Consider the following 19,088-nt stretch of genomic DNA (forward strand, 5'->3'; position numbering starts at 1 on the left):
CATGTATGTCATTCGGCTAAGTTTAAAAATGGGTATTTATTAAAAATTTGATTGGTTAACTCTATAGATTTTTCATTACCAAACTCTGCTAATCTAATTGCATAATTCTTTAATAATAAAGGTTCATTAGGAACAATTTCTAACGCTTTTTCATAATGAAAAAATGCCTTCTCAAAATTCCTTATATCTGCATATACATTTGCAATTGCAGAATGCACATCAAAATCTTCATTCTCTAATTTTAAGCATTCTGTAAGGGCTTTGATAGCTGCTTGATGGTTTCCGCCTTCATTTAACTCTAATCCCTTATTGTAATAATGTTTATACTTATTTCCTTTTTGTAAATCAAAATCTTTCCAAGCAATAGTACGATGACCCATGTTTTTCAATGAAAACATTCCTTTTAATATTTCATCTTTCCCAATCATTTCTTTTCCTATCACTTCAAAGTAAGTATCCTTATCAAAAAAGGAAATAAAATCGGGAAGTGTTTTAAAACTCATTCCTTCGTTATTGTTTAAAACATTCACTATGTCCAAATAATTCACTTTTAAGCAATCATTTATTTCAGTATTTACTTTTTCAAAGGAATTTGAAACAATCCATTTTGTTACTTTTCTGCTCTTTACATCAAAAACAGTATTTTCTTTAGATAAATATTCTTCTGCATTGTTTAGTTGATTCGCTGCTTTTACATTGGTATGAATTAACTCATAATTTTGAGCTTTATAGTCTAACCTAAAGTTTGTTCTCTTACATTGAATTAATAAAACATTTGCTTTATCATAAACGATAAGATCTGCATCTCCATCAATTAAACCTACCTCTTTTTGGCTGGGATGTACCACCTCAAAACCATGCCTTACTAATAAGTCTTCTAATACATTTTCAACATCCATAGCTGTTCGCCTATTATTATTTTTAAGTAAGGAATTGACATATACATTCTGACTAGTAAAGCTTGTAAAAAATAAAACAGGACTAAATATATAATCACCTAATAATAGAAAAGGTGTATCCATTACAGAATACCTAATAATAAATCTATCAAATGAATCAAATTTACGTAGATTTTTTCTGTCAAACGCAAATTGTTGTAAGACTTGAACTACAGTTTCTACTTCAAATTCCTTATCTGCTTTGCTATATAAATCTATATACTCTTCTTGGGTACTATACACAAAAGGCAACTGAAATTTTTCTTTATTTTTAACCACTAGATATGTACATGCTTCTTGCCAATTACTTGTAAGTAACACGTTACTATTTTGTATGTCTTTTAAGACCTCGTAATATCTAACCAATCTATTAAAAGCATGTACATAGATAGGTTTTATAACCTTAGTAGCCTCTACTTTTATATTTTTACTATTACTATCTCTAATATAAAAATGAGTTAGTTTTAAATCTTCCAAAATTTCAATTATAGCTCGTAGGTTATATGCCAAAGCTTTGTTATTTAAATAATCCTCTTTGTGTTTACTCGCTATTTCACCACCATTTTCTAATTGACTTTCAACTAAAACCCTTCCTTTATCTTGATAAACTACTTCATTCACTTTATAACGTAATTCATCTTCAAACCATTGGTATTTAGACTCTGGAGATTCATAAAAACATAAAGACTCATAAATGTACTTTGGTTCAAATTTAGGATTAAAACAATACAGTTGAAAAAGGTTCATATTCAGAGTTTGCCTTTCTGTTATTAAACTAAGACATTTAAAAACAAGCTTTTTAAGTCTAGGATATTCATTTTTTAAAAGAGTCTTACTAAAATCAATGGCAAATTGTACTGAACTGAGAGTCTGTTGCTTTATATTAGAGTTTCTTAAAATTAAGTCTATAAAAAAATTATAAACATTGGCCAATACACTATGATTATTTGCATCAAAATTAGCATCGAAGTTTTTTGTTTCAAAATAGGCAACCGTAAAAAACAGAATGTGCTCCAATGGATGTTTTTCTATTTCAACGATGATACTCTCTATTTCTCTCCAAAGTTCTACTTCAGTTTTTTGAAAAGATTCCCAAACATCTTGATGAATTACATAGTCTTCACTTAGTAGACCGTCCTTTAATAAAAAACCAATACGATCCTCTCTGAAGAAAACTTCATTTTCCCTAATGGCCTTAATAAAAACAGCGGGGAATTCCTTGGCTAATTTGGATTCAAAAGCCTCACTAAAAATAGTTGTTTTAGTATAATATATAAGCAGTAACGAGACCGTGCTTTGTGAAGTAAAACAGGCCGAAAATATATTTTCTTGTAAGATAAAGGTGTTCCAAAAATAACTAGAAGAAGCTGTACATTTTTTACATCGTGCACTTTTTACTAACCAGTTGTATTTTTTGTTTTTTCTATTTTCTTTTTGAGAATATTGAAGAAATTCGACTACACCTAGTTCCCATAAAGTAATAAAAGCTTTATGGTAATCACCTTTATGAAATGCTACTACAGCATTAATTTTAATGTTTTTTTCCATTGTCAAAAATTTATAGATTGTCGCTTAGCGATATTTTTGACTTAGACTCTTCAAATATATACAATTATATTTCAAAATCCAATAATGTGGGTAGATATACATTTTACGTAGATTTTATACGGAGTGTTGTTTGGCTTTTCCATTTAGAATCTACACAATTATTTCCCCTTCTTTTTCTATCACAATGTCTAGTTTAATCCTTCTATTACTTATTTTATCAAACCATTTACCCACAAAGCTATGACAACATCCATCTGAGAGTTATGTCTTTTATTGCCTAACTCTAGTTTTTCCCATAATGCCTTAGGTGAAAAGGTAGACGATGAATTGCTTTTTAATATTTTAAGTGCTTTTAACGCATAGTCTTTATTCTTAACCGATCTAGTGTAATTTCCTTTTGGGATACCTTTTACTAACCCTTCTTCACATAAGCCTAAATATGTGTTTTTTGGACAGCCTTTATCTTGTGAAGACTTAGAATCAAAAATATCTATTGCAGCTAGTTTCCAAGCTTCTTTCGGGTTGACACCTGTTTTTATAGCGAGAACTGATAAGGTACCGTAACTATTGTAATTTGACATTTTAAAAAATTATTTCCTTTTTAACGTATCCAAAGTTTTTCCGTTTTTAGCTTTCCATGCAGTCCAACCATTTGCTGCTCGTGCTAAAATAGTTACTGCAGCTGCACTTGGTGAGTTGAAAATATAATCTTGTTGAAAAACATAAACACCATTTTCTTCTTTTAATATGGCATCTGCTAATAATTGTGTTCTTAATTTTGAAACCCATGGACCAATAGCCTTGGCCTCATTGATGGTGCATTTACCTCCTTTGTGCACTAGAAAACCATCATCTGTTAGTTCACCTATAGCAGTGGCGTCTTTTCCCTTGCAATAAAATAACTCTTTATTGGTTTGTGCTTTTCGTTTTTCTTCAAAAATAGGATAGCCTAAGGTAGCCAACAATATCTTCGCCGTTTCAAAGTTGTCGAGCAAATCGTATTCTCTACTTTCCGGTATCGATGGCTTTTTAGACCCCGTATCATTATCTGTACTATATCTACCAATTTCTTTGGCTTTTTCTAAACAATAATGCTCTAAGTATTTACCATCTGTTTTCGTATACTCATCTGTTTTGGTTGTGATGATTACGCAGTGAGACCAAAAATCTTTGTTGCGATTGTGTGATTGTATGCGTTTGAAACAATCTTCACCTTCACCTATATACACCATTGACTTGCTGCTATCTTCATTGATCCCAAATAAAAAATAGACACCCGTAAAATGCACCATTTCCCTTTTTGAAACTTCTTGTATTTTATTTCTTGGAAACAAAATTGCTTTTACTAAACGATTCGTAATTTCTGCTTCACGTATACTGGTAGGGGAACCGTCTGGCAGAAATATTTGTATGGTTTGAGGTTTGATTTTCATAGCGATTAAGTTTATTTAAATGTAGTTAGTTTTTACCATATTTTCTAAATGCTTGAATTGTTTGATAGTAACCATAACCAATCATTATTTTCCCAATAAAAAACCATAAAACAAAACTCGATTCTTTTATGTGAAAAGGTATGTATTTGAATTCTAAAGGATTTATAAAACGTAAGAAACCATTGATTTCTAAATTACATTCTGTATCAGACAAGATGGAAGTCTGTCCCGTAAATTGACAATAGACAACAGGTAAATAGTAAAATATCGAAGCGGTAATTAATGTAAAAATCACCCCGATAGACCAACTTCGCTTATAGTTATTTGAATGTTTGTTTAAGAATAAAATAAACTGATTTCTCCTTTTGTCAATACGGCTTATAAAGTCATCCGTTTTTTTGTAATTCAATTCTTTTCTGAAAAGAGTCATTTCGTGGTGATGAAAATCTAAAGCCTCAATATGGTTTTCATTTTTACGAAATTCTTGTTTGATTCTCCTGTAACTTTCACGTAAACCTTTAAATGTTGATTTGAATAATGCTAACATAAATACTTTGTCATCCTCCTTTTGAAAACCTGAATCAATAGCATTTTTAATATAATTATCAAATGCATAACCTGAAGGTCCTATGTCTGATGAAAAAGGGAGATAGGACTTGAATTTATGAAATAAATGGCTATGAAGATTATCTTTTTCAATACTGTCAAATAAATTGACTTTGTTTTCTCTTTTTTCTAAAGCACTTTTAATAACACTAATATTATTAGCAGCATAAAATGACAAACTAATTAAGTCAGGTATTTCGTTCTTAATCTTGATATCATAGACTTGAAGTGTACACCAAAAATTAGAGTTTGATATATCTAATCCATTTTCAAAATGAGATTTCTCAAAACTTATATATGTGTTTTCAGATACTTTATTATGTCTAAAAATTGCAGCTTTTTCAAATTTGGTTTCTGAGAAAATACTAATATTCAAAAAATCTGTCAAATGAAATATTTGATTTTCTTCAAACGTAGACTGATAGAAATCTACCAACTGATTAAATGTCGTGTTTAAACAATTAATTCCCTTTTTGAAAACGCATCTATGAAATCTTACTTTTTGATTAAATTCATAATCCCTTAAGTTAACTTCATAATCGAAAACGCAATCTGAATATTTCAATTCTTCACCATTACGAATAATCCTTTTCAGCTCTTTTGAGAATTGGGCTGAAGAAGAAGGTGCTGTATTGCTAAATGATATACCTCCTTTTTTTTTCCGGCTCTTACTTCCAGTGCGCTCTTGCGAATAACTATCATGTAGTTGCTTAAAAGGGAGTTTGTTTTTGTTTATCATTTTTATTGACTACGCTTATGATGTACCTCTTGCTGGAAGAAGTCTTAAATAGTTTTCAATCCTAATTCTTTCAAATATTTATTATGCTCGTTTCGTGCTTTATTAGCTTTCTTCTCTATAGCAATTAATTTGTCATTTACTTTATTTAAATCAATCTTAATTTCTTCTTTGGCAGTACTAACGTATCTAGAGATGTTTAGGTTGTACTCGTTTTTTTCTATTTCTGCCATAGAAACTCTACGAGCATAACGCTCCACAGGCTCTTCTGGTCTATTAATATAGGTGTCTACGATTCTCTTGATGTCTTCTGGCCTAAGGTGATTTTGACGTTTCTCTTTTGCAAAATTACCTTCACCACTTGCATTTATGAATAGTACATCGTCGTTCTTTTTACATTTCTTTAAAACTAAGATACATACCGGAATCCCAGTTGAGAAAAACAAATTAGAAGGTAAGCCTATTACGGCATCAATGTTACCATCTACTAATAATTTTTCTCTTATACGAGCTTCTGCACCACCTCTAAATAAAACCCCATGAGGTAAAATAATTGCCATGGTACCATTGTCACTTAAAAAGTGAAAACCATGTAGTAAAAAAGCAAAATCTGCTGCTGATTTAGGTGCTAAACCGTAATCTTGAAAACGAAAATCTTGTCCCATTTCCTCAGAAGCATCCCAACGTAAACTAAAAGGTGGATTTGCTACTACGGCATCAAACGTTTCTTTTTTAGCAGGATTCATTTCACTTAAAATATCCCAATCATTCTTTAAGGTATCCCCATGGAAAATTTCAAATTCAGAATCTTTTACCCCATGCAATAGCATGTTCATACGTGCCAAGTTGTAAGTCGTTACATTTTTTTCTTGACCATAGATTCTGCTTAGAATACCATTATTTTTTTCAATCTTGTGTTTTACATTCAATAGCAAGGAACCAGAACCACAAGTAAGATCTAGTACTTTGTTAATTTTTTGTTTTACACCAGTTTTTGGATCTTGGCTGTCTAAGATTACAATCTCTGAAAGAATGGTAGATAATTGCTGCGGTGTATAAAACTCCCCTGCTTTTTTTCCAGAACCCGCTGCAAATTCACCAATTAAATATTCATATGCATCCCCTAAAGTATCTGTATCTGTATCAAAATCTGCAATACCTTCAGAAATACTTTGTATAATGGTGCACAGTTTTTTATTCTGTTCATCGTAATTTTTCCCTAACTTTTCAGAGGTTAGGTTGATTTCAGAAAACAAGCCTTTGAAAGAGTTTTCAAAAGATTCGTTTTCTATGTACTTAAATCCATTTTGTAGCGTGAGTAATAAATCTGTTTTTTGGGTACGTGCTAGTTCTGAAATGCTTCTCCATAAAAAATTAGGTTCAATTACATAATGTACTTTTCTACGCATTTGCTTTTCAAAGTCAACTATAAATTTGGGATTTGCATCATACCAAACAGATAAAGGTGTACGTTTATCGTCTTCTTCTAAAACAGGATAATCTGAACCCAGTTCTTTTTGAACAGACGTTTCATAATTATCAGATAAATAACGTAAGAATAAAAAAGACAACATATAATCACGGAAATCATCCGCATTCATAGACCCTCTTAATTCATTTGCTATTTTCCAAAGTGCTTTACCTAATTCTTCTTGTTTTTGTTTTGCTGTCATCGTTTATGTTTTTAAGCAAAATCAAATTTGCTATCTATTTCTGTCATTATTTCATTAATAAGCTGTTTGTCTGGCGCATCTAAGAATGATGCTTTTTGACTGTAAAACTCATGTGACCTGGCATTAATTATATCGGTTACTGAACTGACATCACTTATGTTCATTTTTTCTAAAGCATAACTAAATCTAGGTTTTCCTAAAAAAGAACTAATCGTTTCAAGTAACTGCCTTAAAAAAACAAAATGTTGAAAATCTATGTCGTCTGATGCTATAGCTTCTTTAAGATTCTCTACAAGCATAAGGTGGTAAAAAAAACTTCCCTTTTTGGTGGATTTTAGTTTATATTTATTCTCATTTTTCTCAAGGATTCTGGTGATAAATTTGTTTTTCAACGTACCATCTTCATTTTCACTTTTGAATATTGCTGCATTATCACCTTTTCTCAGCCAACTGCTTAAAATAGAAAATAAACCTGCATGGTGTGTAGTTAAGACCACTTTAGTTACATCTATTTTCTCTTTAAATAAATCTATTAATAAGCGAGATGTATTAAAAATATTGTTGTCATCTAAACTTGAAACGGGGTCATCAATAAAAATGTATTCCTTTTGATCGTCGACTAATTCACTAACCTCAAATAAGGTTAAAAACCAACACCAAATAAATATTTTTTCTTCACCACGAGAAATTTTAATATTCGTATCCTCATCATCAGGATTGAAAAAAGAAATTGATTTCCATCCTTTTTGAGGGTCATCATCTTGAATAAGATTGTATCTAAAATCAAACTTTGTTGAATAATACTTCAGCTTATTTTGTATATCCAATTCTGTTCCCATGTATTGATGGAACGTATTCAAAGAGCTGTGTTTTATTTCCAGCATCGTTTCTTCATTATCCCAAGTAAACAAATCTTCACTGTACGCGTTAAAATACACACCTTGGTGAGAACCATCTTCTTGCTTAAGAGTATCTTTTAAATTAACCGATAAACGTGTTTTTCCTGTACCATTAAAAGCATAGACTAAATAAATATTTTCATTAGCCCCTATTATGTCATCTGTTATTTCTTGTAATGTCATAATTATAATTTATTAGTATCAGGGAACAACTGTTGCATTAATCCTTTTTTGTGATTTTTAAGGCCTTCAATTTTTTTGACTTGCTCTTCTATTAAATCATCCATTGACGAAAGACAATTGGCTATTTTTTGTTGTTCTTTTATTTTTTTTGGGAGTGATAAGTGAAATTTTCTTTGAGTTGTTATTGGAACCTGATTTCTTGTTGACTGAGACATAACGCGTGTGTATTGCGCAATAAAATTAGGGGTAATCAAATATTGTAACAGGTAATTATTACATAAATTCATGTTGTCGCATCTAAAATATGTGGCTGTAGTACTTAATATAACGAAATCTAATTCTGTTTCTAATCTAGCTACAGGACCAACTGTTGCATTATGAGCAAAAAGTATATCTCCATTTTTAGCCACTCCTTTTTTAAATTTCTTGGCTCTTTCTATCGGAATTCTTTTACAGTTTTTAAAATCTACAATTCCATTAATAAAGTCATTAGCAGAAATATATGGTACGCCTTGATTCGAAAACTCTTCGCTTTTCGGATATAGTGCACCGTGATTTCCATCTAAATGGCTAATAATAGTTTTATCATCTATTAATTTTTGAATAGTTACTGCTTCCCAATCCCCATCATTTTCAAATTCAGGAAAACGGTATTTAGGCGTTGTTTCACCTTTCGCAGGGAATAGTTGTTGTAATAAACCTTTTTTGTGGTCTTTTAATACCGTTAGTTTTTCTCTTTCTGCTGTAATAACTTCATCTAAAGATGATAAACAATCTGCTATTTTTTGTTGTTCTTTGTGACATTTAGGGAAATATATTTCCATTTCTTTTAAATTGGAATTATATAATCTTTTAATAATACCCCCATCTGATGTTTGCCAAACTAAAGTTGAATAACAATAAAACAATAACGTATTTGATATTTGTGTTTCATCATTTCCAATCCAAACAATATTTGAGTCTTGAAAATATGCATCGGAACCATCATAAACTACTAATCTACCAATAGTACCAGATGCAGAAATAAGTATATCCCCAATATTTGGAAAAGAAAATTTACTTTTAAATTTATTATACAAATCAACAGGAATGTATGCATCTGGCTCACGACCAAATGTTCCTATTTTATAAAATGGAATTGCATTAATTGAACTGGTTGATGTTTGCTCTTTAAAAATCCTTTTACACATCAAAGGTTTCCCTATTTTTCCTAGAGATTCTTTAATCCATTCGTCATCCTTTTCAAAAGCAGGAAAACGTAATTCAGGCAGTATTTGTTTTTCTTTATTCATAAGCGTTTAATCCTGCTATTTCACGCCCTTGGGCTAGTTTTGTTAATAAAGGCACTAAATCATCCATCAATGCTTGTTCTTTTATGCTACGGTCTTTCCAACCTAATTCTAGAGGCGCTAATAAATCTGTTAGCTTTTCACCATCAAAAATCATTCTACTCAATATTTCATCGATAAAAGATTTTAGGCTTTCAATTTCAATACTATGATTTTCCGCAATATTTAAAAGTTCTATATCAGATTTTTCTGCTTTGAATTTTTGGTAGCCTACTCTAATGTCTTTTTCAGTTAAACCACTCCCTACTTTTAATGTTTTGATATAAGCAATGATATCTTCACGTTCCTCCATTAAATTAGCACTAGAGCTTAATAAATTAACCAATTGCTCTGGAGACATTTTTTGTTTGGTTGGTTTGTCATGTGTGTATTCTGAAATGAGTCCAATAATATAATCGTAATCTATAACTGCAGAAGAGAATAATACAAATTCAAAATCTAACTGCTCCACTACTTCAGGAGCACCAGGCTTGGCTTGTATTTCTTTTAAACTCTTTGCCGTATCTAAATAATTGCTTTTAAACGAACGGAAATCATCCGTAGGCAAGACCTCTTCAATGATTTCTGCTTGGGTATCTTCTAGATCGGTGTATTGATCTAACTGTGTTTTTAAACGTTGTACCTCTTTGAATGTATTGATAAATTCCGCACGCGCTTCATCACCTTTTAAATTAGATATTTCAGAAGGAGTACATTCTAAACCTTTAGACTCCATAAAGACTTTTAAGTTGTCTATCGCTTCTTTGTATTTTTCAATCACCTTAGCTGCAGTATCCACCACCCAAATTTCTTTAGGGTTTTCAACATCCGCACCAGAGAACAATACCATGGCTTTATTTACTTCTTCTTCCTGTTGACGGAAATCTAAAATATTACCGTAAGGCTTGGTATCATTGATAACACGATTGGTACGAGAAAAGGCCTGTATCAAACCATGGTATTTTAAATTTTTATCAACGTATAAGGTATTTAAATATTTAGAATCGAAACCCGTTAGTAGCATATCTACCACAATCATCACATCAATTTTATTTTCGTGAGGATAATCTGCGTTTGAATACTTTTGATCTTTGATACGTTTTTGAACATCTTGGTAATATAAATCGAACTTTGTTATCGTATGATTGGTACCAAACTGCTGATTGTAATCGTTGATGATTTTTGTTAAGGCTTCCTTTTTCTTATTAGGCTCTAGCTCATTGTCTTTTTTCTCTTGTTCTAAGTCTTCCTGCAATTGCTTGATGTCTTTATTGCCTTCTGCAGGAGGAGAGAACACACAAGCTATATTTAACGGTTTGTAGTTAGGATTTAGAGCTAATGCCTCGCTTTGTTTCTGTTTTAGAAAATCGTAATACTCAATAGCATCATTGATAGAAGCGGTGGCAAAAACAGCATTGAACCTTCTGTTATGTGTTGCTTTTTCATGTTTAGACAAAATAGCATCCAGCACCCCTAATTTATGCGCTAGTTTTTTGAAGTCTGCATTTCCTTCTACTTTAAAATAATCTATATGAAATCGAAGTACATTTCTATCTTCTATGGCATGGGTAATCGTATACGCATGTAATTCCTTTTGAAAAACATCTTCGGTAGTTTTGAATGAAGCTAGATCATCTTCAATCATTTTAGCAGTTGCATTTTCTTCAAAAATAGGAGTCCCCGTAAATCCAAATAATTGTGCTTTTGGAAAGAACTCAACAATAGCTTTATGATTATCACCAAACTGAGAACGGTGGCATTCATCAAAAATAAAAACTACACGTTTATTACTCAACGGCGCTAAACGCTCTTTGTAATTTCTTGTATTATTAGAATCTAACGCTAAACCTAGCTTTTGAATGGTAGTAACAATAACTTTATCTGCATAATCTGTAGATAACATTCTTCTTACCAAAGTTTCTGTATTGGTGTTTTCTTCAACACTCCCTTCCTGGAATTTATTAAACTCTTCACGTGTTTGACGATCGAGATCTTTTCTATCTACTACGAATAAACATTTCTCTACATCTGGATTGTCTTTTAGCAATGTAGAAGCCTTGAAAGATGTTAGTGTTTTACCACTTCCTGTTGTATGCCAAATATATCCGTTTCCTCTGTTCTGTTTTATGCATTCTACGATAGCCTGCACCGCATACACTTGGTACGGACGCATTACTAATATTTTTTGCTCACTGGCTACCAAAACCATGTAGCGACTGATCATTTCACCTAAGGTACACTTGGAGAGAAATTTATCCGTAAAATCGTCTAGGTGGTTGATTTTTTTATTGTCTTCACTTGCTAAAGTATACACTGGTAAAAATTGTTCGTCGGCATTGAAAGCAAAATGATTGTTGTTGTTATTCGCAAAATAGAAAGTCCGTGTTTTATTACTGACAATAAACAATTGCATGAAACACATTAACGAATTTGTATATCCGTTTCCTGAATCATTTTTATAATCTACAATTTGTTGCATTGCACGATTAGGGCTGACATGTAGCGATTTTAATTCTATCTGAACAACTGGGATACCGTTTATCAATAAAATAACATCATATCTATGATTGCTATTTTCGGTATTCATACGAAGTTGATTGATGACTTCGTATTCGTTTTTACACCAATCTTTTATATTCACCAATGTGTAATGCAACGGCGTACCATCTTCTCTAGTAAAAGAATTTCTTTTTCTTAGATAATTCGATGCTTTAAAGACATCTGGATTTATAATTTCTTCGCGTAATCTAGTGAATTCAGTATCTGTTAATTTTACTCTATTGAGTGCCTCAAATTTTTCTCTGAAGTTTTTATCTAAACTAGCTTTATCCCTAATATCCTTACGATACTTGTATTTTAAACCAATTAATCTTTCGATTAATTCTTCTTCTATTTGTTGTTCTTTTATCATTGGTCAATTGTTGCTAACGGCTCTCAAAATATTGATTGCCTCCAATTAATGTACTTTGCTATTTAGAGGTCTAAAAATATGAAAAAACACGTAGTAAACGCTTAGAATCTCTACTTATTTTTATGTGCAAAAACTCAGTTAAAACCGAACTCTAATACTTAATATTTAGAATTGATTTAAGAAGACTGCTTTTTAATGTTTTTGGAATATTAATCTTTATAAAATCTAAATTTTAATTCTGGATATTTTTTTATAAAGTCTATATTATTGTAGTTTTTTCAAAATAAACCTTAAGCTCAAAGCTTTCTTTTTAGATTTTTGTTTTCGCTTCATAAATTAATTTTTGTCCTTGCACTTCAATAGATTTAGCTGTTCTACCAAAACTCTCTGTTAACAATTTAAGATCGTTTGTGTATTTGATAGCCGTTTCTAAAAGCTTTATTTCTTTTTCCGACCAAGGTTCTCTGTAACGAGGATTAATTTTACGATATTCTATCATGCTGCTTGACAAATTGTCTTTATGAACTAATTCTATTTCTGAATTTTACTTTTTAATTGATTAATTGCATTGTCGGATAGTTTGTTAAATCGTTCTTCTAAGAAAAAAGTAATCTCCATCCATTTATTAGATTGACTCGTATTACTCTTCTTCACTGTTTCTCTGGGTTGCTTTTTTATTGAAACTACGAAATCTGTCAACTCGCCACGTTTGTATGTATTTTTATATTTCCCAAACAACTCATGTGAAGTAACTTGTTCAGGAAGTTGCCTGTGGTTTCCGAGTAGGAATTTCACAATACGAGAATAGGTAGGGTTCGTTGCGCTATTCCGCAGTAAATCAGCAATAGTACTAATTTCATTTTTATCAATAGGAAGACCACCATTCTGTTCCGCTTTCAGTTTCTCGATTGCAAAACTTAAGGCATCACTAGTTTCTAGGCTAAAATTGCTATTATTAGAAATAGATACTTTTAGGTTTTCTAATAATTCAATGGACTTATTGGTATTCATAAATTGTAATCTTTTATTTTGTGTCTGTCTGGTCTAATATTCCAGTTTTTACATCTTTCACAAACCTCAACTTAGGTAGTACTATTTTATATTCTTTCCCTTCGGTAGCATCATACCAATAGAGTAGGTATTCTACATTACCATTAATCAGTTTGTAGCCATCTTTTAAAAAGGTATTGTATTTGGTTGTTATAAAAGACTTAGAAAACACGAGTATATTACGAGTATTCATTTTTGCCAAGCCTAAAGCGGCATTGCTAGCAAACTGAACCGTATCCTGTTTTAAAAGCTCGCCAGAAGTTAAGGTATTGATTGCAGCTGCCGTAGCGTTGTATTTCTGTGATGCCAAATAAATATCTTTATGTCCTAAGATTATTTCAAAATGTTGTGGCTGTGTTGTTGTACCATTAAAACTTTTCACCTCTAATTTATCTGTTCTAAAGTTGTCAAAAAAACTAGCATTGCAATGTATCTGCAATGTTCTTTTGGCTCTTGAACAGCCTACATATAGTACACGTTTGGACTCCGTGTCATTAAAAACATAATCTTCTAGCAATACATAAACATGGTCAAACTCTTTCCCTTTTGCTTTGTGCATGGTTGCAATGATGATGACATTTGCATCTGCATTGATTGCATCTTCCATTTTTATTTCACGAATGTATTCGTACCAGTCTATGAGCTGTTTTTGCTTTTCGTAATTTGCTTCAAATTTTAAGATAATCGCTACACAGGTATCAAAATGAGGACTGTTTACATGCAAGTTTTTAAAAGTTCTTTTTGCCTCTATCCATTCTTTATTAAAAATGATACCTGCGTCATTTTCCCTTTGTTTTAATGCGTCCGTAAATGTTCTTAGTTCCAATAGATCACTTAGACTAAACCCCTCTAAGCCTGTAATAAGTTTTGTTCTTTGACCTGCGTCTCTTAAGAATGTACTGAGTAATAAAGCCTGTTTATTTGTGCGAACTAATATTGCTCTTGTACCAGAATGATTGTCTTTTATGACATTGTCTACTACAGATTTTTCTAGATACGAACTACTGTATTTTATGAGTAGAATTTGCGCAGCATCTTTACTGTTTATTGGTTCTAAAACCTCCTGTTTTAGCCTGTTAGGAATTGTATTTAACAGCTCGTTGTTAAACTCCACAATATTTGAAGAACTTCTGTAATTTTTAATCAATGCATATTGAGTTGCCTCGTATTTTTGTTTAAAATCCAGCATGTTTTGATTAGACGAACCACGGAATCCGTATATATTTTGATCATCATCACCAACAGCAATGACTCGTATATTTCCCGATTTCTGTATGATGAGTTGAATAAGCTCCCATTCTTCTTTATTTACATCTTGAAATTCATCTAAAAGCAATACACTTTTGTTTGTTATTGATGAAATATCAATGTCTTCATTTTTGATCGCCTCTAAACAATCTTTGATTACATTTTGAGATTTTGCTAAATCTCCCAATTGTCCTAATAACTGAAAACAAAAACCATGAAAAGTTGTTATTTTAATTAAGCCTGCGTATTCTGGAACCAATTTTCTAGTTCTCGACCTAAACTCTAAAGAGGCAGCTTTAGAAAAAGTTAGCATTAAAAACTGTTCCGGCTTGATATCTTCCAACAGCAATAGACTCGCTATTTTATGTACTAATACTTTTGTTTTCCCACTACCAGGTCCCGCAAGTACCAAAATATTATTAGATTTTCCATCGTTCACTATTTTAGCTTGATCCGTATCTAAGTCGCCTATGATTTCTTTTAAACGTTTTGGAGTCAGGGGAGTCCCAATTTCAGTCTTTCTACGAGGGAAATATTTTGTTAAAAACTCTTCGTAAGGTATCCTGAAATAGTCATTTACATACATCAATGCTGACTCATAATTTTGAATTCTTTTTTTAGCATATTCTCCAACAATATGAATTTGCTGCGTTTTATGATCATAATGATCGCCCATTTTCTCGAAATTTCCTTTCGTAAATCTAGGAATAGAATCGTCTATTTCCTCTATGTTTAACCTATTATAGGAAACCATAAAACCACCTTCAAGTTTTATAGATTTTATTTGATTTAAGAAGAGTAGTGTTTTTTCATATCGTTTGATATCTTCTTCTTTAATCTGTCCGAATAAATGGTTGGATTCTTTTAACTCTAGCATTGAAAAAGAAACAGGTAAGTCTTTTTTCTCTTTAGACACCTGCTTTTCTTTTTGTTCCAACTGAAATTTTTCTAACAGCTCATAGGTATCAATGGATAATTCATGTCTCCAAGCTATATCGCTTTTTAATTCCTCGCTGTATTTAATTTTAATTTGGTACAGATCATTCTCTCTATCGACTCGCGTTTTTTGAATGAAATTTCTTATTTCCCAATAGTTTAAAATGTTTTTTATTGCGTCAATAGAGGATTTTTCTAACCCCATATCAATCAAATTTTGATTCAGTTGACGCATGGATATTTTAATGCTATTTTTTAAACATTGCTGTAATACTATTTCAATTTTTCTATAGCGTTCTAATATCTTTTTAGAATTATTTGATGATTGCGTTGTATTGATAAAAGCAGTTAGGTCTTTTGAGTCCCCCAGTATTTTGAGTTCTCTTAAGGTATCTATAACATCTCTGATTTCATTCAATTTGAGACCTGTTGTATCTGCTAAATAATCAATCCTGCATTCATCATCTTTTACGATTCGTTGTAAGACACGAGAACAGTTTTGTATTTCTATTTCTTTTAAACTTTTATGCTGATGTATTTTATCAAGTGCCTTATTTAAATTTGGCACCATTAAACTGTCGGCAAAAACACTAGGTGAATTTTGTTTTCTTTTTAAAAACCCTTGATCCTCTAATGCCGCAATGGAAGTTTTTACTTTCGTTTCCAGTTCTTGCATTTCAGTATCCCAACCAGCTTTCTGTGCAATTTCTAATGCAGAGTTGCTGATTTTATTGTTTTTTCTATATTTCGACAAATACTTGAGTCCCTGCCAAATTTGTTGAATCTCTTTTTGATTAATTTTGGTTTGTTGTAATAAACTGAAATGCTTATTGAGGTCATCTTCATTAAATAGAATATAACATTTGGCTTGTATATTCTCATCACGACCAGCTCTCCCTGCTTCTTGTACATAGTTCTCTAAAGAATCAGATATGTTATAATGAATCACAGACTTTACATCATCCTTGTCTACACCCATACCAAAAGCAGAAGTTGCTACAATGATCTCCTTTTGGTTGTTCATAAAAGCATCCATGTAATCCTTCTTGACATCTTTGTCTAACTTGCCGTGGAAATAAGTAGCACTAAACCCCGCTTTTTCAATCAATCCATGAATCTCTTCGACTCTCTTTGTTCTAGAAGCATAAATAATTGCAGGCTTTTCACATCTGTCTAAAAGTTTTAATAACTCTCCCATTTTAAGAGCAGGATCCTTAATATCAATTACTTCATATTTTAAATTTGTTCTACTTGCCCTAGTAACAAACTCATCCAATTCAACACCTAATCTTTTGTTGAAATATTCTTTTATGTCCGTTATTACTTGAGGTTTTGCCGTAGCTGTAAAACAAGAAACAGGTATTCTTCTATACAACATTCCTTCTTCTAAGTTTTTTATGAATTCGGCTATGTATAAATAATCTACTCTAAAATCTTGTCCCCATGACGAAAAGCAATGTGCTTCGTCAATTACAAACCGTGCTATGGAACGTTGTTTTAATATTCTTAATATGGTAGGAGATCTCAAAGATTCTGGTGACAAGTACAATAACTGGATATCTCCGTTTTCAACTCTTTCAATAGCATCTTTCCGCTCTAAAGGAGACAGTAAACCGTTTATAGCAACCGCCTTTGTTATATCGAATCGTTTTTCCAGGTTTTCCACCTGATCTTTCATCAATGAAACGAGAGGTGATATGATTACTGTTAGTTGCCGAGATAAAGAACCTTTCATTAAGGCAGGAAGTTGAAAAGTAAGCGATTTCCCTCCACCTGTGGGAAATACCGCTACAAACGAATCATTTGTCAGACCTGCACGTACTGTTTTTTCTTGCAGACTTATTTCTTCATTAGGATCAAAACTTCTGAAATCATCATAACCAAAATAAGTTTGTAATGCTTTTTTCGGATTTAAATTAGAATTGCAATAATTACAAGTTGACTCATTGCAATGATTGAAACGGAGGTCATTCACGATCTGTACCGTTTTTGGAAATTTATGATTGATCCAATATGCTAATACAGACTTATCTTCTTTAGTACTTATCAAAGCATACGTGTAGGCTAATTCTACTGGGTAATCTTTCGCTAGCTTATAAATATTGGTGTTTTCACAAACTCTATTACTAAAGAGTCTGTTTATTGTTATATCGATATTTATTGGTTGTGCACTAAAGTTTATTAAATCTAAGAAACCTGAATATGCCGTATTACTATACAAAAGATTCGCATAGATTTGTTGACTATTACTATCTAGTTCGTTAAATCTATTTAGTTCGTCAATTAATAATTGCTTGGTTAGCTTACAGTCAGAAAGTGGGTTGTTCACATCACTCTCATTGACAATTTTGTATCCCTTTACTAATTTATGATATGGATTGTCATTAAAAATAATTGGAGACCAAAGCAAGGTGTCAATTATTTTTTTGTTTTTAAATATTTCATTCCCTAAAACACTCGCTAACAACGGGATGTCGTGCGATACAATATTATGACCGCATATGTATTCCGCCTGCTTTATCCAAGTTTCTAATCTGACCAACTGCTTTTCATGGAGTTCTTGGCCATTAAAAATTGCTCCAACATCATTTATCTTACCTTTTAAAGAAGTCTCTATGTCTATATACAGAATTTTGTTTGTCATATGTTCACTATAATAAAGACACTGTACACAAAATATGCACTATGAAAGAGAGCTTTTTTATCTCTAAATTGGTGACTTTATTTATACGACAATAAATATAATAGATTTTATCACTTGAAAACATGACAAATAGCAATAATGTTACGAAACAGTTATGAAATGACTCCTGAATACATTTTCGGTAACGGAAATTACTTTATTTTAAAAATAACATTCATTTGAAATTATAATTAAAGCTCTACCATCTCTAAGAACAACTCTTCTGGAGATAACCCTTTGGTAATATGCTCCAATTTATCTTCAAACTTATTAATATGTTTAAAGACGGTTCCACTACTAAATCTTATTTTCTTTAGCTGGTCGATATGAAATTCGATAGCCACGATATTGAAATACCGGCTGTGTCGGTCATGATTTAAATGAGGTACACCTTTTGAGAGTTTCATCTTTTTGAAATGTTGTGTGTATTGCATGTTGCAAAATTAATATGCAAAATGGAGTTTGCCTAGCTTATCATTTTGTCATGATACAAATACTGAGTGAAACTCAGAACAGGCTCCACAAAAGATAAAGTTCCCCCTTTATGAAATTACAGCGTATCATTTGTTTCAAAATGGAATGCTCTTTTTCTTACAGAAACACACTTCCATTCTTTCACAAATTATTTCTTCAGAGACTCCTTTAAATTTCACTCTTGCTTGACACTTGAGGTCATAGTGTTATTTTGTAATTTATGTTTATACTTGTTCTTTTGCCTTGACACAAATACTTCGACAAGCTCAGCACAGGCTCCACCAAAGGTCAAGACTTGATGAACGTTTCTAAAATGCTATTCTTATTTTCTAAATAAAAAGAACTCGCTACGCTCAAACAGCTTTTCTTTTCACGAGGCTTTCATTTGATTTTTTACGAAATAACCCTCTAGGTCAAATTCCGGATCAGGTGCAAAAGTTGG

At 31.7% G+C, this 19,088-nt stretch carries 12 protein-coding genes; all 12 read right to left on the reverse strand.

All coding sequences use genetic code 11. The annotated features are described in order from the left end of the window. Positions 1 to 8: 8 nt before the first annotated feature. The 12 genes from FGM02_RS16375 to FGM02_RS16430 all read right to left on the reverse strand — a co-directional run bounded on the left by FGM02_RS16375 (position 9) and on the right by FGM02_RS16430 (position 18,579). On the reverse strand, positions 9 to 2,486 hold the full coding sequence (locus FGM02_RS16375; protein WP_139959577.1) for a tetratricopeptide repeat protein: 2,478 nt from the start codon (positions 2,484 to 2,486) through the stop codon (positions 9 to 11). Between the two features lie 209 nt (positions 2,487 to 2,695). After that, positions 2,696 to 3,067 (reverse strand): DUF6979 family protein, encoded by a 372-nt coding sequence (locus FGM02_RS16380; RefSeq protein ID WP_139959578.1) that lies wholly within the window; start codon positions 3,065 to 3,067, stop codon positions 2,696 to 2,698. Positions 3,068 to 3,076: 9 nt separating this feature from the next. Then, complete coding sequence (locus FGM02_RS16385; protein WP_139959579.1) at positions 3,077 to 3,919, reverse strand: GIY-YIG nuclease family protein; 843 nt, start codon at positions 3,917 to 3,919, stop codon at positions 3,077 to 3,079. Positions 3,920 to 3,944: 25 nt separating this feature from the next. Further along, positions 3,945 to 5,264, reverse strand: coding sequence for a hypothetical protein (locus FGM02_RS16390; RefSeq protein WP_139959580.1), 1,320 nt, complete (start codon positions 5,262 to 5,264; stop codon positions 3,945 to 3,947). Positions 5,265 to 5,308: 44 nt separating this feature from the next. Next, the gene (locus FGM02_RS16395; RefSeq protein ID WP_139959581.1) at positions 5,309 to 6,934 is read right to left on the reverse strand and encodes a type I restriction-modification system subunit M; all 1,626 of its coding nucleotides are present in this window, start codon (positions 6,932 to 6,934) and stop codon (positions 5,309 to 5,311) included. Between the two features lie 11 nt (positions 6,935 to 6,945). Further along, entirely contained in the window at positions 6,946 to 8,016 is a 1,071-nt protein-coding gene (locus FGM02_RS16400) for an AAA family ATPase (protein ID WP_139959582.1), read from the reverse strand. Between the two features lie 2 nt (positions 8,017 to 8,018). Then, positions 8,019 to 9,308: a restriction endonuclease subunit S gene (locus FGM02_RS16405; protein ID WP_139959583.1), complete on the reverse strand. Its 1,290-nt coding sequence runs from the start codon at positions 9,306 to 9,308 to the stop codon at positions 8,019 to 8,021. Next, positions 9,301 to 12,255, reverse strand: coding sequence for a type I restriction endonuclease subunit R (locus FGM02_RS16410; RefSeq protein WP_139959584.1), 2,955 nt, complete (start codon positions 12,253 to 12,255; stop codon positions 9,301 to 9,303). The genes FGM02_RS16405 and FGM02_RS16410 overlap by 8 nt, the downstream gene beginning before the upstream one ends. Before the next feature lie 310 nt (positions 12,256 to 12,565). Next, positions 12,566 to 12,754: a hypothetical protein gene (locus FGM02_RS16415; protein WP_139959585.1), complete on the reverse strand. Its 189-nt coding sequence runs from the start codon at positions 12,752 to 12,754 to the stop codon at positions 12,566 to 12,568. 32 nt (positions 12,755 to 12,786) lie between these two features. Then, entirely contained in the window at positions 12,787 to 13,266 is a 480-nt protein-coding gene (locus FGM02_RS16420; protein ID WP_139959586.1) for a hypothetical protein, read from the reverse strand. A gap of 13 nt (positions 13,267 to 13,279) precedes the next feature. Then, the gene (locus FGM02_RS16425; RefSeq protein WP_139959587.1) at positions 13,280 to 18,133 is read right to left on the reverse strand and encodes a RecQ family ATP-dependent DNA helicase; all 4,854 of its coding nucleotides are present in this window, start codon (positions 18,131 to 18,133) and stop codon (positions 13,280 to 13,282) included. A gap of 230 nt (positions 18,134 to 18,363) precedes the next feature. After that, on the reverse strand, positions 18,364 to 18,579 hold the full coding sequence (locus FGM02_RS16430; RefSeq protein WP_139959588.1) for a hypothetical protein: 216 nt from the start codon (positions 18,577 to 18,579) through the stop codon (positions 18,364 to 18,366). Between the last annotated feature and the right edge of the window lie 509 nt (positions 18,580 to 19,088).

This window comes from Flavicella sediminum, assembly GCF_006381105.1.
Lineage (GTDB): Bacteria > Bacteroidota > Bacteroidia > Flavobacteriales > Flavobacteriaceae > Flavicella > Flavicella sediminum.